The sequence below is a fragment of the Haliovirga abyssi genome (genome assembly GCF_030295325.1).
Classification (GTDB): Bacteria; Fusobacteriota; Fusobacteriia; order Fusobacteriales; family Haliovirgaceae; genus Haliovirga; species Haliovirga abyssi.
On sequence record NZ_AP027059.1, the window covers coordinates 2028397 to 2051494 of the forward strand.

General features: G+C 23.3%; 18 protein-coding genes. 1 reads left to right on the top strand and 17 read right to left on the bottom strand.

What is annotated here, in order from left to right:
* Positions 1 to 22: 22 nt before the first annotated feature.
* From RDY08_RS08955 to RDY08_RS09015, 13 genes are all read right to left on the bottom strand, one after another.
* Positions 23 to 1936 carry a DUF3857 domain-containing protein gene (locus RDY08_RS08955; protein ID WP_307904033.1) on the bottom strand — a complete coding sequence of 638 codons (1914 nt, stop codon included), beginning with the start codon at positions 1934 to 1936 and terminating at the stop codon, positions 23 to 25.
* Positions 1937 to 1955: 19 nt separating this feature from the next.
* Entirely contained in the window at positions 1956 to 3887 is a 1932-nt protein-coding gene (locus tag RDY08_RS08960) for a DUF3857 domain-containing transglutaminase family protein (protein ID WP_307904034.1), read from the bottom strand.
* A gap of 393 nt (positions 3888 to 4280) precedes the next feature.
* Positions 4281 to 5114 (bottom strand): hypothetical protein, encoded by an 834-nt coding sequence (locus tag RDY08_RS08965; protein WP_307904035.1) that lies wholly within the window; start codon positions 5112 to 5114, stop codon positions 4281 to 4283.
* Positions 5115 to 5218: 104 nt separating this feature from the next.
* Positions 5219 to 6520, bottom strand: coding sequence for a TolC family protein (locus RDY08_RS08970; RefSeq protein WP_307904036.1), 1302 nt, complete (start codon positions 6518 to 6520; stop codon positions 5219 to 5221).
* A complete protein-coding gene (locus RDY08_RS08975; protein ID WP_307904037.1) occupies positions 6517 to 7395 on the bottom strand; it encodes a hypothetical protein in 879 nt (292 codons plus the stop codon). The genes RDY08_RS08970 and RDY08_RS08975 overlap by 4 nt, the downstream gene beginning before the upstream one ends.
* Positions 7396 to 7443: 48 nt before the next feature.
* Entirely contained in the window at positions 7444 to 8502 is a 1059-nt protein-coding gene (locus RDY08_RS08980) for an HlyD family secretion protein (protein WP_307904038.1), read from the bottom strand.
* 33 nt (positions 8503 to 8535) lie between these two features.
* The gene (locus RDY08_RS08985; RefSeq protein WP_307904039.1) at positions 8536 to 10263 is read right to left on the bottom strand and encodes an ABC transporter ATP-binding protein; all 1728 of its coding nucleotides are present in this window, start codon (positions 10261 to 10263) and stop codon (positions 8536 to 8538) included.
* Between the two features lie 181 nt (positions 10264 to 10444).
* The gene (locus RDY08_RS08990) at positions 10445 to 11797 is read right to left on the bottom strand and encodes a S41 family peptidase (protein ID WP_307904041.1); all 1353 of its coding nucleotides are present in this window, start codon (positions 11795 to 11797) and stop codon (positions 10445 to 10447) included.
* Between the two features lie 169 nt (positions 11798 to 11966).
* Positions 11967 to 13370, bottom strand: a complete 1404-nt coding sequence (locus RDY08_RS08995; protein WP_307904043.1) for a radical SAM/SPASM domain-containing protein — start codon at positions 13368 to 13370, stop codon at positions 11967 to 11969.
* A 329-nt stretch (positions 13371 to 13699) separates the two neighbouring features.
* Positions 13700 to 13879: a hypothetical protein gene (locus RDY08_RS09000; RefSeq protein WP_307904044.1), complete on the bottom strand. Its 180-nt coding sequence runs from the start codon at positions 13877 to 13879 to the stop codon at positions 13700 to 13702.
* Positions 13880 to 14236: 357 nt separating this feature from the next.
* Positions 14237 to 14374 (bottom strand): hypothetical protein, encoded by a 138-nt coding sequence (locus RDY08_RS09005; protein WP_307904045.1) that lies wholly within the window; start codon positions 14372 to 14374, stop codon positions 14237 to 14239.
* A gap of 50 nt (positions 14375 to 14424) precedes the next feature.
* Positions 14425 to 15108 (bottom strand): S8 family serine peptidase, encoded by a 684-nt coding sequence (locus RDY08_RS09010; protein ID WP_307904046.1) that lies wholly within the window; start codon positions 15106 to 15108, stop codon positions 14425 to 14427.
* 80 nt (positions 15109 to 15188) lie between these two features.
* On the bottom strand, positions 15189 to 17375 hold the full coding sequence (locus RDY08_RS09015; RefSeq protein ID WP_307904048.1) for a DUF1611 domain-containing protein: 2187 nt from the start codon (positions 17373 to 17375) through the stop codon (positions 15189 to 15191).
* A gap of 169 nt (positions 17376 to 17544) precedes the next feature.
* On the opposite strand from RDY08_RS09015, the gene RDY08_RS09020 reads away from it, so the two are divergent.
* Positions 17545 to 18984, top strand: a complete 1440-nt coding sequence (locus RDY08_RS09020; RefSeq protein WP_307904024.1) for a DDE-type integrase/transposase/recombinase — start codon at positions 17545 to 17547, stop codon at positions 18982 to 18984.
* A gap of 307 nt (positions 18985 to 19291) precedes the next feature.
* Here the strand turns inward: RDY08_RS09020 and RDY08_RS09025 are convergent, their stop codons facing one another.
* From RDY08_RS09025 to RDY08_RS09040, 4 genes are all read right to left on the bottom strand, one after another.
* Positions 19292 to 19990: a response regulator transcription factor gene (locus tag RDY08_RS09025; protein WP_307904049.1), complete on the bottom strand. Its 699-nt coding sequence runs from the start codon at positions 19988 to 19990 to the stop codon at positions 19292 to 19294.
* A gap of 442 nt (positions 19991 to 20432) precedes the next feature.
* A complete protein-coding gene (locus tag RDY08_RS09030; RefSeq protein ID WP_307904050.1) occupies positions 20433 to 22304 on the bottom strand; it encodes an AAA family ATPase in 1872 nt (623 codons plus the stop codon).
* Positions 22305 to 22491: 187 nt separating this feature from the next.
* Positions 22492 to 22827, bottom strand: coding sequence for a S41 family peptidase (locus RDY08_RS09035; protein WP_307904051.1), 336 nt, complete (start codon positions 22825 to 22827; stop codon positions 22492 to 22494).
* A 5-nt stretch (positions 22828 to 22832) separates the two neighbouring features.
* Complete coding sequence (locus RDY08_RS09040) at positions 22833 to 23066, bottom strand: S41 family peptidase (protein ID WP_307904053.1); 234 nt, start codon at positions 23064 to 23066, stop codon at positions 22833 to 22835.
* Positions 23067 to 23098: the final 32 nt, after the last annotated feature.

Here is a 23098-nt window from a genome sequence, read left to right on the forward strand (position 1 = left end):
ATCTTTAACCTTTTCCATTCCTTTACTCTTTTTCTAACAACACTTTTGCATTCTTAGGATAATTTAATTTTTCTAATATTTTATACAATTTGCTATATTCCTCTATTGTATAAATATGAGAATTATACCTCACTACAGTATCCAATATGATTTTATTTCCACCATTACTATTACCTATTTTCAAATCTCTTTTTATCAACATATTTTTTTCTTTTATTTCCAATGATTTTGGTGCTATTCTTACTTTGTAATTTGCTGGATATTCTATGCTAATATTGTTTTTTCTCAATATATCACTAACTAATTCAAATGGATATTTCCTTACATTTTCAAATAGATCTAACATATCCAATCTATATGGCAAATCAAAATATATGAAATCCCCATCTATTGAAGCAAAATTTGTATATTTATATGTGTAACTTATTTTTACTGGACTACCTAATTCTACATCCATTTGCTTACTTATTGGATAAGCATTTTGAGAAATCATTCCTAATTCTTTTTGATAATCCTGTTGTTTCATTATAGGAGTCATATATTTATATTTTTCTCTTTCTCCAATTGCATTTATTCCATAAAAATATATTGTCTTATTAATTAATGCATCTCCATTTAAATCAATTTTTATATTATAGCTTTTCTCTATTCTTGTAATATTTTTTTCAATTGATTTAACATTTACAAATTCAGGTTTTCCTGTATCTAATATTAATCCTATATTATTTTCAATTACACTCTCGCCTAATTTTGAAAATTCATTTGTAGCATCTACAAAATAATCTTTATTATCTATGGTAACTTTTGAAATAGCATAATTAAATCTATTCATATCTATCCCTTTTTTTACATCATCCCATACAAGTTTATCTGAGCCTAATATCACTATTTCCCCAGAAATACCTTCCTCTTTTAATAATAATAAAAATAAATTTTCTATATCCAACGAAGTTCCATATCCTCTTGTTAATATCTCTTTTGGAGAACTTGCTTCAAAATCTAGCAAATTATCAATATATTTTATCTCTATATGTTTAGCTATAAAATCTTGTATAATCTCTTCTTTTTTCATATTTGTCATATCTTTGGTTATTAATTTATCCAATACTTTTTCTTTTATCTCTTTTAATATTTGTAAATTTTCTTTACTTTTATTTATTTTTATAAATTTTCCTAATAATTCATCTCTGTATTCTGCCCAATTGTTATAATTTGTAAAAATAACAGTTGGCATAAATTTTAAGCTTTCTGGTATATTACTTTCATCTAAAATCTGTGGCATAAACTTTTCACTAAATTTTATTATTTTCCTATCTTTAGCTATATTATCCATATATTCCATTTTAGTATTCCAGTTAAATTTTGTTATATTAAAATTCATATCTTTTGGTATATTTATAATTTCAACTTTATTATAAACTGCTTCTCTACTTGCAAAATTTACAGTTCCTGATATTTTTTGTTTTTTATTATTTTTTATTGTATATTCTATATCTATAATATCGCCCTCATTTACCGCTGGAAAAGCTATTACCTCCATTTTATGTGCCGCATATTTCATTAACCCTACATCTGAAGGTGCATCTATTATTCTAATATTTTTACTTTTATCTACTGCAATTTCTTTTATTCCACTCTTACTAATTTTTACTGTCTTTGCATTAATAATATCTACTTTTTCAAATCTTTTATCAAATTTTATCTTATATTCCGAACTTGCTTTTTTCCCTTTATAATTTAATATCCTTTTTATTATATGTTTTTTTATTATATAGCTATTATCCTTGTTAAAAATTATACTTTCTCTATCCAACAATGTTACTACAGAAGCGTTTGGATATCTTTTCATATCTATCTTTGTGTTATATATACTATTTGTTTCTGAAAAAATCATACTAAACATCATAAAAAACCAAATTAAAATAATCTTCTTCACTTTTACTCTCCTTTTTTCTTTATTTTTTTAAGAAATTCTTTATTATAATATATTTTTTATTATAGCTCTCTTCCTCTTTTAAATACTCTTTTAATTTCAAATATTCTTTTGTAGAATATTCCAATTTATCTAATGTCATATATTTATAACTTATAATTTTGCCTTTATCTGTAATATATTTAGAATAAAAAGTATGCCCATTCTCATTTATATCCATTGTACTTGGAACGAATTTTATTACAAAATTTTTATTCTCGCTATTATAAATAATCTTTTCTGAAATTGAAGCTGTAAATCTATTTTTCAAAGGATATTTTCGCATTGGTAATTTGACATCTCCTAATGCCCAATTATATAATCCTAATATCCTTGAAAATTTAGGCAACTTTATCATACTATATTCATTTCCACTTATAATATAATCAGAAATTTTATATTCAACTGATAATTTTAATGTAGAACTATCTCTTAATAAATTATTAGGTAACAACTCATATTTTTCTAATTTTGCTGTTTTAGATAAAATATTTAAAACTCTTTTTATAAATTTATCTTTTTCATCTTTATTTAATCTTGCAAAATATCCTCTATAAGCTCCATCATTTATTCCTAAAAATTCTATATTGGTTTTACATTGAAATTCTCCATTAATATTTTTTATATTTGTTACTATTTTTAATTTATTTTTTACAGCTTCTATTACAGGTGTAGTTTTTAATAAATCTCCATATTTTTTTGCAATTAAGTATGATTTGTCCATTTCATAATCTGGAAATAGTTTCTTGGTAGTCTCATCAGTAGGGTCCATTAAAATATATTTCCCATTTAATTTCACTGTGGCAATCGCATGATTAAAATATGGAATTGGAACTTCTTTGTCTAATTTATCTCCTACTTTTACTAAAACCATATTTGCTTCAAATCCTTGACTTCTAAGCATTGCAACTATTAATGCTGCTTTATCTCTACATACTCCTGTCATCTCTTTCAAAGTTAAATCTGTAGAATTAGGTTCTAATCCTGGTCTATTCTTTTCATTGGTAATTCCCATATATCTTATTTTTCTTGATACAAAGAAAAATATATTTTTAATTTTTTCCATATCTGTTTTAGAATTCAAAACTAAACTTTCAGCTTTTTTTCTTATTGATTCATCTATTATTATTTTGGGTTCTGATAAATTAAAATACCATTTTGAAATCTCTTCCCAACTACTATTAGTTGTAACTATCCATTTCATAGCAACTTGAGTTATAGATGGCATTGAAGGTTCTGGTATAATTTGAGGTATATTTTTTTCTTCTAATTCATAAATTATATTTTTATCATTACTTTTTTTGGTTAATTTATATTTATCTTTCAAACCATTTAAAACAACTGAATATTTTAAATCTTTTTCTTTTGGTGCTATGATTTTATATTTCGCTTTAATTATAGGATATTCATTTCGCAATAAATAAAAATCTGAAAAATTATCTTTTATCATAGTTTTAAAGTTATTATGCTCTACTTTATAATATAAATAATCTCCTACCTCTAAATTTGGTATTTTTAATATTAATAATTTCTGACTTTTGTCATATATATTTGACTGTGCAGATTCTGGTGAAATTTGTATTTTTGAATTTTTAGATATATTAATCTCTAATTTCTTTCCATCTTTTTTTATTAAATATGCTTCTTTCAAAAGTAATTTTTCATAATTACTATCATAATTTAATACAACATTTTCATTTTCATTTTTTCCTTTTTCGTCTAAAATTTTAATTAACATATCTTCTGTTTTTAAACTTTTTCCATCACTTTGATATTTCACAATAGAATTTTCATCTACTAAAACATAATGTGCATTTGGATAATCTTTTTTTTCAACCTTTAAAAATTTGTTATTTTCAACAGAATATGACACTATTGAAAATAGCATTAGCAGTACAACCATAATTTTCTTCATTAATTTCCCTCCTGTTTTTTATGAGTTCTCTCAGAAAGTCTAGAACTATTAAAATACCTATAATGCTTACTATTTTTGCACTATAATTTCCTCTCCCCACCTCTAAATCTCAATGTCGTCAAGCTAAGGATTTTATAATTTTATATCGGGTTTGCCAACGGCAAAACCCCTACATTATAAAATAAATTAATACTGTAGGGGCTTGCCGTTGGCAAGCCCAGTTTTTAGCTTGATGACATTGGAGATTCGGTGGGAGCTCTTTTGACTTTCTGATAGAACTTAATTGTGATAGCATTAGATAAAGCGTAGCTTCTTGTTTTATTATAAAAGTTCTTAAATCGTTGCGTATTTTAAAATAAAATTAAAATGTTATTTTTATTTTGAAAATTCATCCTAAAGCATATACAGCTCATTATCCATTCTTTTTAATATTTCATATCCTTTCATATAATATTTTTTTTGATTTCTCATTGGATAAAAAAAATCTTTTCCAAATTCTTCATTTGTATCTTCTACTTGTAATTTCCATAAACTATCAAGTAAAAGAATATTTTTTTCCTTCATATAATTTAAAGTAGCATTAAGCAAACCGCAAATATAATAACTTTTATAGAAATTAGAAAATTCATCTTCAACCATTCTGCTATCTTTCTCAAAAGAATAGTTACTAAAATACCTATAAGAACCTTTTACCATTAAAAGATTTTTTACTTCCGGACCATAAGAATAACTTTTATCATCTTCTATTAAAATAGTATTTTCTAATTCATCTTTTGAAACAACTACATCAACTAATTTTTTCTTTTTATTTCCAAAAAATGGATTTTGTGCAACTTTATAAATATTTCTTTTACTCTCATCTCCACTCTCTCTATATCTTTCTACATTAAATAAATCTTCTCTTGAAAATATTTTTACATCTTTTAAAATTTCTTCATAATTTTTTGGAAATGTTTTTTTCATTAACTCTTCTACAGCTTCTACATTTCTATCTTTTATTCCACTACTAAAAAATATTATATTATGATTATTTTCTTTTAACCATTTAAATAATGCATAAAACCCTGGAAAAACCATATGAATATACCCTAATGCTTTAATAGTGTGTCTTTTTACAAATTCTTCACCTAAAAGTTCTATATATTCATTATATTTTCTTTCAGCCTCATAATCAAGAACCGATACAACAACATTATCCAAATCAAACACAAAATTTATCTTTTTCATTTTCAACACTCCTTATCTATTTTTTCTAATTGTCAATTGAATTATACCATATCTAAAAAAAGTTGCCAATCATATTCCATAAAAAACAAAAAGGATAGTTAATGCTATCCTTTAATCTCATCTCTCTTTACTTTATATCTAAATCCATTTAATTCATTTTTCGCCTTATCATAATTCAATTTAGCTTCATCTCTATTTTTTTGCTCTTTAAGAAAATCCAATAAACTCATATATCCATTTTCATATATATTTTTATCTACTTCATATCTTTTTTCCATATTCTGCATTTTTTCTTTTGCTATTTCTAACTTTGATAATAAATTCTTATATTCTATCTCTGCATTTTCTTTATCCTCTTTACTTTTTATTTCCAATTCTTTCTTTTCTATTTTTAATTTGTCTAATTCCTTCTTTGTTTTTCTAACATCTGTTCCATATTCTATTATATTTCCTGTAAATACAATTCCTGCATTCCAAACTTTTCCTTCTATATCATAATTCATATCAAAATTTATGTTAGGTTCTGATTTTCTTTTATAATATTTCAAATTTTCCTCATTTAATTTCTCATTTAAACTATTTACAACTATCTTATCCTCATTAATTTCTATTTTAAAATTATCTATAGCTTTTATATCTTTAAATTCATAATCCGAATCTTCTATCCCAACTTTTTTTAATAACTCTCTCTTCTTATTCTTAATCTCTTTTTTTAAATATTCAATACTATTTTTAATAGATTTTATCTCTATTCCCATATATTCAACATCTATTTTTACTGCTTCTCCATATTCTAATTTCTTTATCAAATTTTCATACTCTTCATTCATCACTTTTAAACTATTCTCATTTATCAATATTTCAGAATCCAAATTTTTTATTCTTATATATAAATCAACTATATTTTTCAACTCTGTTTTTTTACTGATTTTCAGATTTAATTTTGTTAATTTGCTATTTAAATTTATACTATTATCTTTATATTTTTGTTCACTATAAATTATATCATTTAAACTTTTCGTTAATCCTAATTTATAACTTACTCTCTTCACTTTTGAGGTTGTATTATCATAAGTAATTGCACTGTAAAACATATTATATCCTAAATTTACAGTTATCCCTCCTGGATATTTTGATATATCTTTTGTCATTTGTAAATTTAATGGCATTTTATCTTTATCTGTATAATAACTATAATTTGGTGTTATATTAAAACTCAATTTCCCCCATTTATCAATAAAATTACCATTTTCATCTATTTTTAATTTATCTAATTCCAATTTCTCTTTTTTTACATAGCTACTTTTATTATTAAAACTCTCTATTATATCATCTAATCCTAGCTTTTTTGCTGCAAATATATTTACACTTATTAAAATCATTATTACTAATACTATTTTTTTCATTCTGCTAACTCCAATTTCAGATATTCTATTTTGCTCTCATAATCTAATTTTTCTATTACTTTATTCAAATACTCCATATCTTTATCAAATAGTTCTGTTTTACTTGCTAGTCCTACTTTTGATTTACTTACAAGCATCTCTTTTTCTAACTCTAATATATTTAATTTTGATTCTAATACTTTTAAATCACTTATATTATCTGCTAAATCTTTCTTTAATTTATCTTTTGTTTTGTCTATATTTTTTAAATCTTCCTCTCTTTGTAATCTTACCAATTTTAAATTTATCTCTCTATTATCTATCTCTTTTGCTCCTAATTTTTCTTGATTTGCTAAATTTAATTCTTTAGAATATACAGCTTCCAATATTTTATAACTTTTTTCTATCTCTTTTTTTATATTTTTGATTTTTTCCAATTTCAAATTGCTTATATCTTTTAATTTTTTTACATTATAATTTTTAGCTCTTATATTACTTTCTATCTGCTCTTTCAAACTAAAAATATTATATTTTATATTTAATATATCCATTTTACTCACAACCTCTTGATTTTTTTCCATTATCTGCTTTTTCTTCTCATACTCTTTTAATTTACTTTTTAATATCTTTGATATTTTATCTAACTTTTCTAATTCGCTCTCTATTTGAAATTTCTCTTTTAACTTTTTATTCTCCTCTTTTATTATCTCTAAATTTTTACTTACCAAATCTCTTTTTAATTTCAGATAATTTGTATCACTCCAACTTTTCTCTTTTAATATTTTTAATTTTTCTAAGCTGTTTTTTATCTTTTTATACTGCTCTTGCAATATATCTAATTGGCTACTGTATATATTTAAAGATAACATTATAAATATTAATAACTTTTTTAACATAACTGCTCCTTTTTTGGCGAGATTTTTAACTATTGATTTATTTGTCATTTACTCAAATAATTTATCCCATAAATATCTTGCAAATCTCTTTTTTTCTCCAATAATTATCTTTGCTTTTCCTTTTAATCCGTTTCGCAAATATACACCTTTTAATCTATTATTTTTTAATTTTGTAGTAAATCCTTTTATCTTTACTTCTACTTTATTATAAGTTATTCCTTTTTCTGCTTGTGGAAATAATTTTATTACTTCTCCTTCCAATGTTGAATATTTCTCATAAGGTATTGCATCTATCATTAATATTACTTTTTGCCCTTTTTTGACTTTTTCAATTTGATTTTCCTTTAAAGTTACTAACATTTTCAAATTATTTAAATCCGCTAAAGTAAATAATAAATCTCCATTATTAACTATTGCTCCCTTTAAATTTTTTAATTTATTCGTAATTATTGTCATCCTATCATAAGGTGAAGCTATATTACAGTTATTTAATTTATTTTTTAAATTTTCATTTTTATTTTTATAATATGTAATTTTTTTCTTGATATTTAATCTTTCTATATATATTAATTCTTTTTTTAACTTTAAGTCATTTTTTTGAGAAAAATTTAAAAACTCAATATTTTTCTTTCCTAATAAATACTTGATTTTCTTTAATTCGTAGTTGGATATTTCTCCCATTTTAAATAAAATTTTATCATGTTCATATTCATTTTTTAAATTTTTATAATCTATTTCTAATAATTTTAACTTATTTTCATTATTTTTATCTTCTAAATTAATCTCTTTTTCTTTAATATTTTCTTCTTCTAAATTTTTAATCAAATCTTCTATTAATCTTTCATTTTCTATAATTTTCCCCTTAATATTTTCTGAATCTATTTCCATCACAATTTCTTTTTTGTTTACAACTTCTCCAAAACCTTTTTCTATTTTTTTTATTCTACCATTACAAGGAGAATATATATTATATTTATCCGCAATTACTACACCTTTTCCTTCTACATACTCTGTTTTTTTTAATACAAAAAATAAAATTAATATTACCAATACAAATATTATTGTAGTTATTACTAAAAATTTTATTACTGATAAAGGATTTTTCATTAACTCTCTTCCTTTCTTTAAATATTATGATTTTTAATTCTTATCTTTTCTATTCACCAAATCATAATAATATCCCCGTTTGCTTATTAACTCTTCATGTTCTCCTTCTTCTATTACTCTTCCTTCTTTCAAAACAATTATCCTATCTACATTTTTAACTGTTGATAAACGATGGGCAATCATTATAACTGTTTTTTCTTTAAGTTCTTTCTCTAAAAAATCTTGTATTTTTCTTTCTGTTATATTATCTAAAGCTGAAGTGGCTTCATCTAATATAACTAAATCAGGATTTTTTAAAATTATTCTTGCAATTGATAGACGTTGTCTTTGTCCTGCTGATATATTACTCCCATTTAAATCAATCTTTTTCATCATCCCATCTTTCTCTTGATTCAAGAATTCCCCCATTTGACATTTATTACATATCTCTTCTATCACTTCATTTTTTTCTTTTTTTCCTAGCAATAAGTTTTCTTTTAAACTATCACTAAAAAAAAAGTTGTCTTGATTTACTACTCCTATAAATTTCCTATAATTATTAATATTAATTTCTTTTAAATTATTTCCATCAATAATTATATCCCCTTTTTCAGGCTCATATAATCCCATTAATAATTTTACTATAGAAGATTTTCCGCTTCCACTTTCTCCAACGATTGCTATTTTTTCCCCTTTTCCTATTTTTAAATTAAAATTATCAAACAATTTATTTCCTATTTCGTAAGAAAAAGATACATTTTCAAATTTTATATCTCCTTCTATACCCTTTATCTTTTTTCCTTTTATATTTTCTTCTTTTAAATTTAATATCTTTTCTATCCTTTCTACCGCGACCAAAAAAGAATGGAAATCAATATTAAAATTAATAAATTGAATTAAACTATTTTTTAAAATACTACCATAAGAACTTAAAGCAATATAACTTCCAAAAGATATTTCTCCAGTATAAACTAAATATCCGCCAAAACCGAACATCAATATAATCTCCAAAACATCAATAAAACTGCTCCCAATGTTGCTAAGCCATTTATATTTCAAATAACTAAATATCGACACTATTAATTCTCTATTTTTTACCCAGTGTTTTCTTTCAATATATTTTTCTTTTACATTTAATTTTATATGTCCAAAATTAAAAAAAGATTCATTAATAAATGAAAATAAGTTTGAAACCGATTCTTGTGTTTTTTTATTAGTTCTAGTTAATCTTTTTCCAAAATATAAATTATTAAAAACATATCCAGGGATTAATATAAAAGAAATTAAAAAATATTTCCAACTTAATCCTATCATTATTATAGACACTACTAAAAAAGTAAAAAAAAACATTATTAATTCAAATAATTTAGTTGACATCACTTGCTCAACATTATAAATATCACTATCAAAAGTTACATATATATCCCCAAAATTCACTTCCTTTATATTTAAAGAATGTGCACTAAATATTTTTTTAAACATATTCTTTCTTAAAGTTGCGCTTATAAAATTCCCTATATAAGCTAATAAATAATCTTTAGATATCTGAAATATACTACTCATAACAAAAATAGTTACATATAATAATATAAAAATATAAAGCGCTTCTATATTTTTTCCTATAAAAAATTCATCTATAATATATTTATTTATTAGTGGTTTTATTAAATTTAAAATTGTAATTACTGCCATAACAAAAACTACATATATCTGTAATTTATATATTTTTTTTAAATAAGTATACATTTTTTTTATTGCTTTTATAACTTCCATATAATTCATTTTAACAACTCCAATTATAACATTTCTATAACTTATGAATGGCTTAAAAATAATATTCCCATTTTGTTATAAAAGGCTCAAGGTTCTTTTATGAAAACCACATAAAAAACTACGCCCAACGTATGCAACGTTTCAACCATTTTTATAACAAAATATGAGAAAATTATTTTTTAAACGTTACTTAATCTATTAAATTTTTTAATATATATGTTAATTGAGTATCTACACCATTTATTATATCATCAATTTTAGGTCTCACTATAATATCTGGAATAACTCCTCTTTTTATCTTCTTTTCACTTGGATCACTTAAATATTTATTTGAAATATATATTTTAGTTTTAGTATACTTCGTTCTAAAAAAAATTGCATTTCCGTAATCACTATATCTAGTTCCACTTTCTTCTCCTATAATTGTTCCTAATTTATAAGCTTGGACCATTCCTAAAAATGAACTCGCACTTGAAAAACTTCCTCCATTTGCAAGAACAAATACATTCCCACTATATCTGTTCATACCATATACTTCTTTTACATTACTTTTTAAAATTTTTCCATTTTGTTTATCAGTTATTTCATTCCAGTTGTAACTATTCTTATAAATACCATATTTATTTTGATCTTTTTTTAGTGCTTTACAAACCTTTACTTGAATATAAGAAAATACTCTTATTTTTTTCTTTGTAATATATCTGCCTAACAATTCACCGCAATTACTATTTCCACCGCCATTATTTCTAATATCTATTATTAAATTATTTATCCTTTTCTTTTTTAATTCAGAAAATGATTTCTCTAAAAAAGACAAATACTCTTGATCATAATCAAATTCTTTTATTCTCATAATTGCTACTTTTGACGAAATTTGTTTAAAACTATATTTCTTCTCTTCTTTTATAAATCTTTTTTTATACTCTTTTAGACTAATTCCATTTATAATTTTTTTCTTTATAAGATTATCTTTTTTATCTCTATAAACGATTTCATACTGTTTTGTAGGATTATATAATAAATAATAATGCATAAAAAACTCATCATTTAATATACATTTTTTCCAACCAATTGTATCATAAGATATATGCTCAGATATATTTTTTATAATTCTATCAACAGGATTATTATTTATTTTTAAAATTAGAGAACCTTTTGTTATTTTATTATTATAATCTTTTATCAAATATACTTTATTTCCAATTATATAAAATTTAAAAGGTAATATTTTAATGTCTCTCTTTAAAAAATTTTCTGTTTCTATTAAAACTCCAGTATGCCCATCTTTAATTTTAGCCATCAAAGAAGCTAAAAATGCAACTGCTTCTCTCTCAGAAATAGTATCATTAAATTTTTTGAATTTTTTTTCTATATAGTTATTCAATTCTTCTTTTTTTACACGAGCATAAAAATTTACATGAATATCTTCTCCTTTTTTCACTACATCTTTTACTTCTTTTAAAAACATCTCCTTACTTATCGCTGCATTAATCAAATTACTAAAATAAAACATTGCTAAAAATATAAAAACTATTTTTTTCATATTATACTCCTCCTAATTTTTTTCTTCTTTATAATTAAATATTTCAAACTAAAATCTAAATATTATTTTTATAGCCATTTCTCATTATATAAAAGATTTTTGAAATACTAGAAATCAAAGTATAAATTCTTTTATCTATTAATTTACATTTATATATTTTATTTACTAACTATAAATATTCAAAATACAGTTTTGAATATTTTGTTACAGCATCTTTTACACTTTCGCCATCAATTTCACAAGATATTTTTTTATCTAATATTTTCTTTTTGCATCCTCCATGACAAATTGGTAATTCTTTACAATCTAAACATTCCAATTGTTCTTTATTTTTAACAACAAGTTGTCGCCATTCCTTTTCCCTTTTTTTATTTGTTATATTCATTTCTCCATCTTCTGTAATATATCCTATATTATTTTCTTCTTGCCCTACTGAACTCTCACAAGGATAAACAAGTCCTTCTGAAGAAATAACATAAGAGTTTTCTTTATATGCATAACATCCAACATTTTTAGGCATTGGTAATAAATTAGAAATTATATATTTTATTTCTTCTTTTTTAAAATTATTTTTTTCTATTCTGTATCTCATTCTTTTATAGTATATTTCGTTATTTATTTTATGCTTTATCTTCATTGCCTCTTTAGTTCCATAAATTTCTTCTTTAATTCTTTCATTTGAACTTCTTTTTGTTTCTACTTCATAAACAGGAGCAAAATAGATAAAAAATCTCATATCATCCATAAATTCTTTTTCAAATTTCTCTATTAAAACTTTAGAACTTTTTAAATTTTTTTTCAAAAAGTTTACTCTAATATCTATATTAAATTCTTTTTCCACTTTTTTACTTATTAATAATAAGTTTTCATAAATTTTATCAAATGTACCTTCTCCATTTCTCAAATTACGAAGCTTGTCATGAGATTCTTTATCTCCATCAAATGTTATTTGAAATTTTTTTATCCCTTTATTTACTAATTTTTCAAACTTATCATATGTTAAAAGATATCCGTTAGTAGTCATATTTGATGTTAATTTTAAATGTGAATACTTTTCTTCTAATTTTTTTATTTTCTCCATAAAATTTAAAATATTTTTATATTCTAGCATTGGTTCTCCACCAAACCAATGTATATTCACATAAAAATTTTTATCTCTATTTGAAGCTTTTAATTTATTTTCTATAAAATTATATATACTTCTATATACTTCTTCCTTCATAGTTACATTTTTATATTTATAAATAAAGCAATAAGGGCATCTAAAATTACACTCTTCTGTTGGAAATAAAACTAAATTTAAACTATTGCCATAATCAAATTTTCTTGAAACTTCTAATATTTCATCCCTATTATTTTCAATAAGATATCCATATTTAATTAAAACATCTTTTATTTTTTCTTCTTCTAATTTAATATTATTGGGTTTTTTTAATAATTTTATAATTATATCTTCTTGGTTTTCTTTAGGTATAAATATTGCTCTTGTTTTACAATTATACACCGCTAATCTCTCATTGTCTAATTTTATTTTATAATTATATCTACTTTCTTTATATTGTAATTTTTCCATTCTTCTCTCCTTATCAATTTAATAATATCTATTTTTTGCTCATAACTATATCCATTTAGATTCAGTAAAAATATCATAAAATATTAATAGAAATATCATTATAAATTTTCTTATTTATTTTATTACTTTTTTCATGTCACTTAAAAACTTTACTACTATGATTATTTATATGCTCCTTATATAAATTTAACAATTAATAATAAGGTCAGGGTATATTTGTTTGTTGTTTATTGTTTGCTGAAGCTATAAATAACCTTTAAATAATTTTATAAAACTGTCTTTTTAAGTTTAAGAAATATAATATTTATTAAATTATTTTATTTATAATTTTACCAATGTATATGTATAGTACAATGAGTACATGTAGATGCATGAGAGCAATCATGACTATTACATATATGATGGCACCCGCCACTACTACTACCGCCACCATCTTCGTATCCATATACATCTACATATCCATTTACTTCTAATTCTTCTAATTCTAATTCTTTTATTTTATCTTTCATTAATTCCCTCCTATTTTTTATACCCTGACCAAAATTTAATTCTAATCAAATTATTTTATTAAATTTAACCTCTTTTTATTAATAAAATTTAATATTTTTATGCTTAAAACTTTTTCATCTTTTAAATACTTTTCTAGAATTTTCATAATTATTGTCGCATGGCCATGTTCATCTTCTGTCTTTTTATTGTCAATTTGTGTACTAAAAATATAAATCTAACAATTAATAATAAGGTCAAGATATACTTATTTGTTATTTGTTTATTTGAACCATAAAAAAATATTTAAATAATTTTATAAGACTACCTTTTTAAGTTTAAGGAATATCAATATTCATTAAACTATTTTATTTGTAATTTTACTCATGTATAAAACAAGGCTCATATGGATAATGACAACTGCACACAAAACTGCCACTACCACCATCTTCATATCCATATACATCTACATATCCATTTACTTCTAATTCTTCTAATTCTTTTATTTTATCTTTCATTAATTCCCTCCTATTTTTTATACCCTGACCAAAATTTAATTCTAATCAAATCATTTTATTAAATTCAACCTATTTTTATTAATAAAATTTAATATTTCTTTTAATGTTAGTTTTTTATTTTCATTTATCAATTTTAAAATAATTCCTGTTATATGAGGAGTTGAAAAACTTGATGAATGCATATTATATTCATTTCCATCTATCCACCTCAATCTTTGTGTCCCACCTAAAATAATATCATTATTATTAAAATCAAATTCAAGTTTTTCTTCAAATAAATTCCCTTGTTTTATTTTAATTCCTATTACTTCTTTAAAACAAGCAGGATAAGCTACTTCACCTTCATTATGATGAGAAGCTATAATTATTATTTTTTTTTCTCTTGCTTTGAGTATTTTTTTATAAATCTCATTTTTATACTCTTTGCTAATTGTCCCCAAGCTTAAATTAATAATATCAACTTTCTCATCAATAGCAATCTCTAATGCCTTTAGTAATAATTTAGAGTGAGTTGCTAAATTTTTATTTAATATTTTTATGTTTAAAACTTTTTCATCTTTTAAATACTTTTCTAGAATTTTCATAATTATTGTCGCATGACCATGTTCATCCTCTGTCTTTTTATCATCAACATGAACTCCATATTGTGTATCAAAAAAAATTCTTATATTTTTATAGATGTTCAATTTTGTTTTTTTGTATAATCCACTGTCTATTAGTGCTATTTTTTTCATCTCAATCACCCTTTAAAATTTAATAAACAAATTGTATATTTATTTTTTATTTATTACATGTATTAACGCCTTTTTCATAATTAAATAAATAATTTATTTAAAATAATATCACCTAATATTTTTATGTCCTCACTATTATTAATATCTATAACTGGCAACATAAATTTATTAAATAACTCTTTCTTTTTTTCTTCCATTTCCAATAATGTAACTTTTTCATAAATAGTCTCTTGCCATTGGTCTTTAGATACTGCTTTTATATCTGGCAAAACTAAAGCAATTACTTTCTTTTTTCCTAATGCTTCTAAGGTATTAATTGAATTTTTTATATGCTCAATAGGATCTATATGATTTACTACTAATATATATATATCCGGATTTGCAACAAATAAACATACTATTGAAGGTAAGGTCAAAGAGTTAGAATTTACATTAAGCTTAAACGGAGTAATTCCTGATTGTCCCCCTACAATTAAACAATCATATCCTTTTTTATCTGTCTTTTTTAAAAGATATCTATATAATCCCAACTCAGAATTTATTCCTTTAGGAAGATTTGTCCACATCTCTTCACATCCCAAAAGATAAGAAGAGGGTTCAGTTCCAATATGACCTATTTTTAATCCTTTTTCCATTAATACTTTTTTTATAAATAGTTGAGTAGTTAGTTTTCCCTGATGAGGGCTTGTTCCAAAAATTCCTATTACAGGAGTTTTTATCTTATATTCCCATTCTTTTTCTTCAATCACTTCATTATATCCAGTAATATCAGCTTCAGGATAAACTGCAAAAATATTATTTTCTTCTAAATATTCCTCTCCACTTTTACTTATATATGGTTTTATATCTGAATCAATTACATATATATTTTTTTTATTTTTCAAAGAAATATCCATAACTTTAGAAAATTTTTCTTTTGTTTTTAATTGCTCATGTTTATATTTAAATTTTGTATCTATTCCATTTGAATCCGTAAATATCACTGTATCTGCTCCACAAATAGCTTTTTCTACATTATCTGTAACAATTAATCCTTCTCCTAAATTTAGTATTTTTTTAGCATCTTGCCCTATTATTTTATCATCAAAATCTATAACTCCTGTAATTTCATACCATAAATTTAATTCTTCTGAAGCTCTTAAAATTCCTCTTGCTATTTTATTATAAGGATATAAAACTGCTTTTTTTATTTTTTTCCCTCTCATAGCTTCATTATAAAATTTATTTTTTAACAACTTGTTTTTTATTTTATACATTTCTTTTATTAATTCTACATTTTCAACTTCAAATTTATCTTTTAATTGTTTTTTTCTCATATCAATTTGTTTTTCATTGATTTTTTCATATTTCCCATAACTTTTTTCTATTTTATCAGGTAATAATATCGCAAATGGCTTTTCTAAATCAGTATAAATTTTTATTAAATCTATTGCCTTTCTTATCTCCATATCATCATCATATCCTGCTACTAAAATATATTTATCTGGCATTAATCCTTTTAATAAAGTAATTTTACTTAAACTCCATTCTAAATTATCTGTATTTCCTACTCCACCTTGATCTGCAAATATTAAATATTCTATTCCTTTATATTCATATTCTTTTATTAACGCTTTTAAATATTCTTCTGTTTCCTTATAACCTATTTTCATATTTGCAATTTGTGGTTTTTTAAAATAACGCCCTGTTGGTTCCGTTAATATTATATCTACTTTTTCACTTTCACTTAACTCTTTATACAAATTCATTTGTGCTGTAAATTTTCCAATACAACTTTTTGTCCCAAATATCCCTATTTTTTGTATTTTTTTATTATTTGATTTTTTTTTATATCCTAAAACTTTTGTGACAAATTGATTAATCTTTTTTCGTTCTAAACAATCAATATCTATATCTATTCCCATATTTGATAACTTCAATATGTCAACACCTAAAAATGTACTAATAATTTTTATATTTTTTAAATTAGCAACCTTTATTAAATCGAGCCATTTTTCCCTTAGATTTTTACTTTCATAAAATTCTTCAAAATTTTTCATAGGAATTCCAGGATCATTCAATATTAAAGTATCTACTGTTTCTAAAGCTTTTTCTACATTATCTGTTATTTTTACACCAATTTTCTTACCATTAACCATCTCTCCTGCATCTTTACCTATATCAAAATTAAAATCAATTATAGAGGTTATTTCAAAATCAAGCATTTCTTTGAATCTAACCAAACCATGTGTTACTTTATTAAATGGATATATACAAACTTTTTTCATAATCTCACTTCCTTTTTTTTACTTTGGTAGTGTCAAATAAAGTTTCCTTTTTAAGTCACTATCCTTTATATTTATTATCTTTGCGCGTTATATTTGACTCCTCCCCCAAAATAAGGTAATATTTTATTATAACCAGTAACAAAATACACCAAATTAGGAGGAGATTCTTATGCCAAAATATGTGTACACTTTGCTGAAAATTATTGCCATTCAACAAAAATTAATTATTGCTTTAATGATCTTTGCTCTAGGTAAAAAATTCGAGTTTCTTAATTCTAAATCTGATGATAAACCCATCGATAAAAAATACCATAGACTCATTGTTGATAAAATGCCTATTTTTAAAAAAATTGTTAAATTTGACTATAAAATACTTCTTGAACAATACCAACTTAAACACAATAAGCCTTTAAAACCCATTAAACGCAGAAAAGAAAGCTCCGTTCCCAAAAGCTTGATTTGCCCCATTTGTGGTGCTCCTCATATATATATTTATGATAACAACGGACATAAAGGTCAATTTAAATGTAAAATATGCAATACCAATTTCCATGAAAAAAATCACTTTGCAAAATTTGTTGTTTTTAAATGTCCTCATTGTGGCAAAACTCTTGAAAAAATTAAGGAGCGTAAAGATTTCTTCGTCCACAAATGTACAAATAAAAAATGCTCTTTTTATTTGAAAAATCTACAAAAAATGGATGCTGACGAAAGAAAAATTTATAAAAATGATCCTAGTAAATTTAAACTTCATTATATTTATAGAGAATTTACATTTGATTTTAATTCTCTTGATAAAGATTCTCTCGTTCCTATTCCAAGTGATTTATCTAAGATACAAGTTTCTCCTTATACATTAGGGCTTATTCTTTCTTACAATATTAATTTTGGTATCTCTGCAAGAAAAACTGCCAATTTATTAAAAGAAATTCACGGCATCAATATTTCTTATCAATCTATTTTAAATTATGCTAAAGCTGTCGCCACCAATGTTAAACCTATTATTGACAATTATCCCTATAAACTTTCTGACTCCATTTGTGGTGATGAAACTTACACTAAAGTCCTTGGTAAATGGAAATATATTTTCTTTTTCTTTGATACTAAGAAAAAAATTATTTTATCTCATTATACTTCTTCTTCAAGAGATACTAAATCTGCTTGCAAAGCTCTTATTGATGTTATTAGCAAGTATAGGGAGCTCCCTGAAGACTTCCAAGTCATTGTTGATGGCAACCCCATATACTTGCTAGCACAACAATTCTTTGCTCAACACGACATTAATTTTAACGTTGAACAAGTCATCGGTTTAACTAATAAAGATAAAGTTTCTAAAAAATTTAGGCCTCTTAAACAAATTATTGAAAGACTGAACAGAACCTTTAAAGAAAATTATCATTATACTAACGGTTACAATTCTCATTCTGGCGCTTTTACTTCTGTTACTTTATTTACAGCGTATTTTAATTTCCTTCGGCCTCATTCTTCTTTGGAAAATAACGTACCTGTTGTTATTCCTGAACTTACTGATTTACCCAACATGCCTGCTCGTTGGGGTAAACTTATTGAGTTATCTCAATATTTTATTCCTGAAAAACATATAGCATAATTTTTATAATTTTACTTCTGCCTTACCATTACTTTTTTCTCAAAAGTGATGGATTTTTCTGCTTTTTGTTTTTTATTTCTTTCTAATATTTTCAATTTAATTCTATAAAAAATCTTAGGGTTTTTTCATGATTTTAGCATAAATTTCTTCTTCTTTTTCTGCTTTTTATTTTTTTAGTTTTTCTCATAGTTTTCATAAACTTTTGACACTACCTTTACTTTGGTAATTTCTATTAGTACTTTTACACGTGTAAATATATTATAGCAGATAATTGTTTCTGTTTTATTAAGAAAATGTTAACTTTGTGTTAATTTTTACTTTTTAATACATAACCAACTCCTCTTAATGTTTTTAAGTTATTTTTTAAAATTGGTATTTTATTCCGTAATTTACAAATACATGTATCAATTACTCTATCAGTTCCTTTTATATAATCACTGCCCCAAATTTCATTCATTAATTCTTCTCTAAATTTTATTTTATCTCTATTTTTAGTTAGATAAACTAATAATTCATATTCTTTTCTTTCTAAATTCACATTTTTATTTTCATAATAAATTTCTCTACTACTCTGATTTATCTTTAAACTATAGTATTCAATAAAATTATTTTCTATTTTAATTTTATTTTTAAAATTAATCATCAAACTTTTTATATTTCTTATCTTTAATTTCAATTTTTTCATATCAATTGGCTTTTCTATAAAATCTATTGCTCCTGACATTAAACTCTCTTCTTCTATCTCTTCTCCGCTCATTCCACTAATTATTATTATTGGTATATTTCCATATTTATCTAGTTTATTATATATTTCTTTACAAATATCTAGCCCATCTATATCAGGCAATCCTTTATCAAGTAATATCAAATTAGGTTTATCCTCTTTTATTCTTTCTAATCCTTCTAATCCTGTTTTTGCTGTTATTATTTTATACCCTTCATTTATTAACATCTCTTTAATTAATAAACTTACAAGTTTACTATCTTCTATTATTAATATTTTCATAGATTTTCACCCCTATTTTGTATAAGACATCTTGATTTGATTTGATTTGATTTGATTTGATTTGATTTGATTTGATTTGATTTGATTTGATTTGATTTGATTTGATTTGATTTGATTTGATTTTCTGATTTGCAACTTTTTTCAGGTTCAATTATTTTACCTCCTTATTTTTTAGTTTTTTACTTCTATAAAATATATAAACATTCTATATTTATATGCATTGTGTTCTTATAGTATCAATTGACTAATATTATTATAACACAAATTTATTTTTATTTAAAATTAAAATATTTTAATTTTGTCATTTATTTAAAACATATCCAAATTTATTATTATTCTATCTTCTGGAAACTTTACATAACAAAAGACAGGCATATAAACCTGTCTAATAGCTCCTATATTATTTTTTCTAATTTTTTCTATTTATTTTTCTCTCTAAGTTTTAATCATTATCTCCTCTTCTCAACTCCATAACTCTTTCAATTGCAATTCCAGTTGATTTTGCCACAATCTCTGTATCAACTCCACTATTTAATAAATTTAACGCTATCTTTTCATTTTCACTTAATCTATTTTTATCTTTTTTTGACTCTTCTAATTTCCTGTACTCGCTTCTTAACTCCTCTATATTATCGTAACTACTTGCTATCTCTACATCTTTTCCTTGAAATGCTATCCCTACTTTTATTACATCTTTTACTCCATAACTTTTTATCTCTTCTTCATATTTCTTATCTTCTATCTGTTTTAAGCCTGATATAGCACTCTCTAATAAGTTTTTGTCATCATCTAATGACAATTTTTTAAATTCTATTATTATCCCTTTTTCATTTTTATTTCTTGGTATTAACAATACATCAGCTCTTCCTAATCCACTCTCTCTATTACTTTTCACTATATACTTACTTCTTAAATCAACTATCATTCCCAATACTAATCCATGATAAAATCTTTCTGGTTCTTTGCTTGTAACATCAAAATAACTTATACTATCCATTACTATATTTTTAAATTCATTTTTAAATGTCTTTATTTTCCCCAACAACAATATATTAAATATATTTTCTAATTTTATCTCCTTCTCTTCCAATAAATTCAGTACAACTCTTTTATAAAATCTTATTGTTTCTCTATTTGGAATTGCTAATTCATAATACTCCTCATCATTTTCCTCTTTCTTATTTATGCTTTTTAAATATCCACTAAATAGAAATAGTGTCCATATACTACTCTCTCTACCTTGATTTAAGTCATCATATACCAAATCTTCCTCTATTCTACTCCAAATTGTTCCTCCAGATATTAATATCTCTATTTTCTCTTTTACAGTTGCACTTCCTTTTCTTATTAACTCTTTTATTAGATAATTACTACTTGTATTTACCCAATACGGTTTTATCTCCCCATTTTCATCTGCTAAATTTATTATTGAAAATGGATTATATATCTCCATTCCTCCAAAGTTATATCCATCATACCATTTTATTACTTCTTCCTCTTCATAATCCAATTCATAATACTCTAATAACTCTCTTACTTCTCCTTCTAATAATCCAAATTTATCGTTAAATAGATTAGTTAATATTGTTGAGACTTTTAAATTATTTAATCCACTAAATATACTCTCTTTTGCTACTCGAAGTATTCCTGTTAATACACTTTTTTCTAAATATATATTATCTTTTAACCCTTCACTTAAAAATATTTTAAATATATCCATAAACTCTCTATAATATCCATTTCTATATGCTGATAATATTGGTGCATCATATTCATCTATTATCAGCATTACTTTTTCCCCATAATAATTACTTACATATCTTAATAAATCTTTTAAGCTATATTTATATTCATCTATTTTTGCTTCTTTTCTTAATATATTTTTATATATTAGTTTTTCTTCTTCTTTTAATATATTTGAATTTAATATATAATCCTCATATTCTCTATATAATTTAGCTATTACTTCTTTAAACATAGCTAACATATCATCTAAATTTAATGCATCTAAACTTTTTAAACTCATAAATATAACTGGGTATCTATTCATATATTTATCTATTATCTCTTTTTCTTCATATATCTTTAAATTTTTAAATAGATGTTCATTATTTTCCTCTATATCAAAAAAATATTTTAGCATATATTGATTTAATGTTTTTCCAAATCTTCTCGGTCTTGTTATTAATACAACCCTTCCACTCTCTATTACCTCTTTTATTAACATACTTTTATCTACATAATAATAATCTTCTTCTATTATTGACTTAAAATTGCTATCTCCTATTGGTAATCTCTTTTTATTTTTTTTCAATTTAGACAACCCCCTTTTTAACTCTCTCTTATTAATTGCTTTTTCACGTGTCCATCCAGTGGTTAATTTTTCTTTTATCTTCTCATCTTTCAATTATACCATATCTAAAAAAAGTTGCCAATCATATTCCATAAAAAACAAAAAGGATATGAAATATTTTATTAATTTCATAATTCAACTATTTATTTTATTGGATTTTTTTAATATACTTCTTTAAAGTTTTTCCTAAAATTTCATCCTTTCCATTTATAACTTCATCTTTTTCATAAATAGTTGATTCTACTCCATTAGAAAAATTTTCTTTATCTTCTCCTATATAAATAGAAACAACAGGAATAAAAACAATTGAATTATCTCTCAAAACAAAAGCAAACGGAACTCCTATTCCACCCTTCGTTTTTTCTCCTATTAATTCTCCAATTTTATATTTTTTTATAACTCCGGCAAATAAATTAGCAGCACTAAATGTGTTCTCATTAATTAGTAATATTAATTTCCCATTAAAAAATCCATTACCTTTCAAAGAATTTATTTCTTCAATTTTTTATTATTATATTCGAATACAAAAGTAATTTTTTTATTTGTTAAATAAGACAAAAGCCACATAGCGTTACCTGTTAAACCGCCCTTATTATTTCTAATATCTATAATTAATTTCTTTTTGCCTTTTACTTCTTTTAAAATTTTTAATAATTTCTTTTTAAAATTTTCATTATCAAAGTTCGGCAAATTTAAATATCCTATATTTTTATTTATATCCATATAATGGTTAGACCACAAGAACTATAATTTTA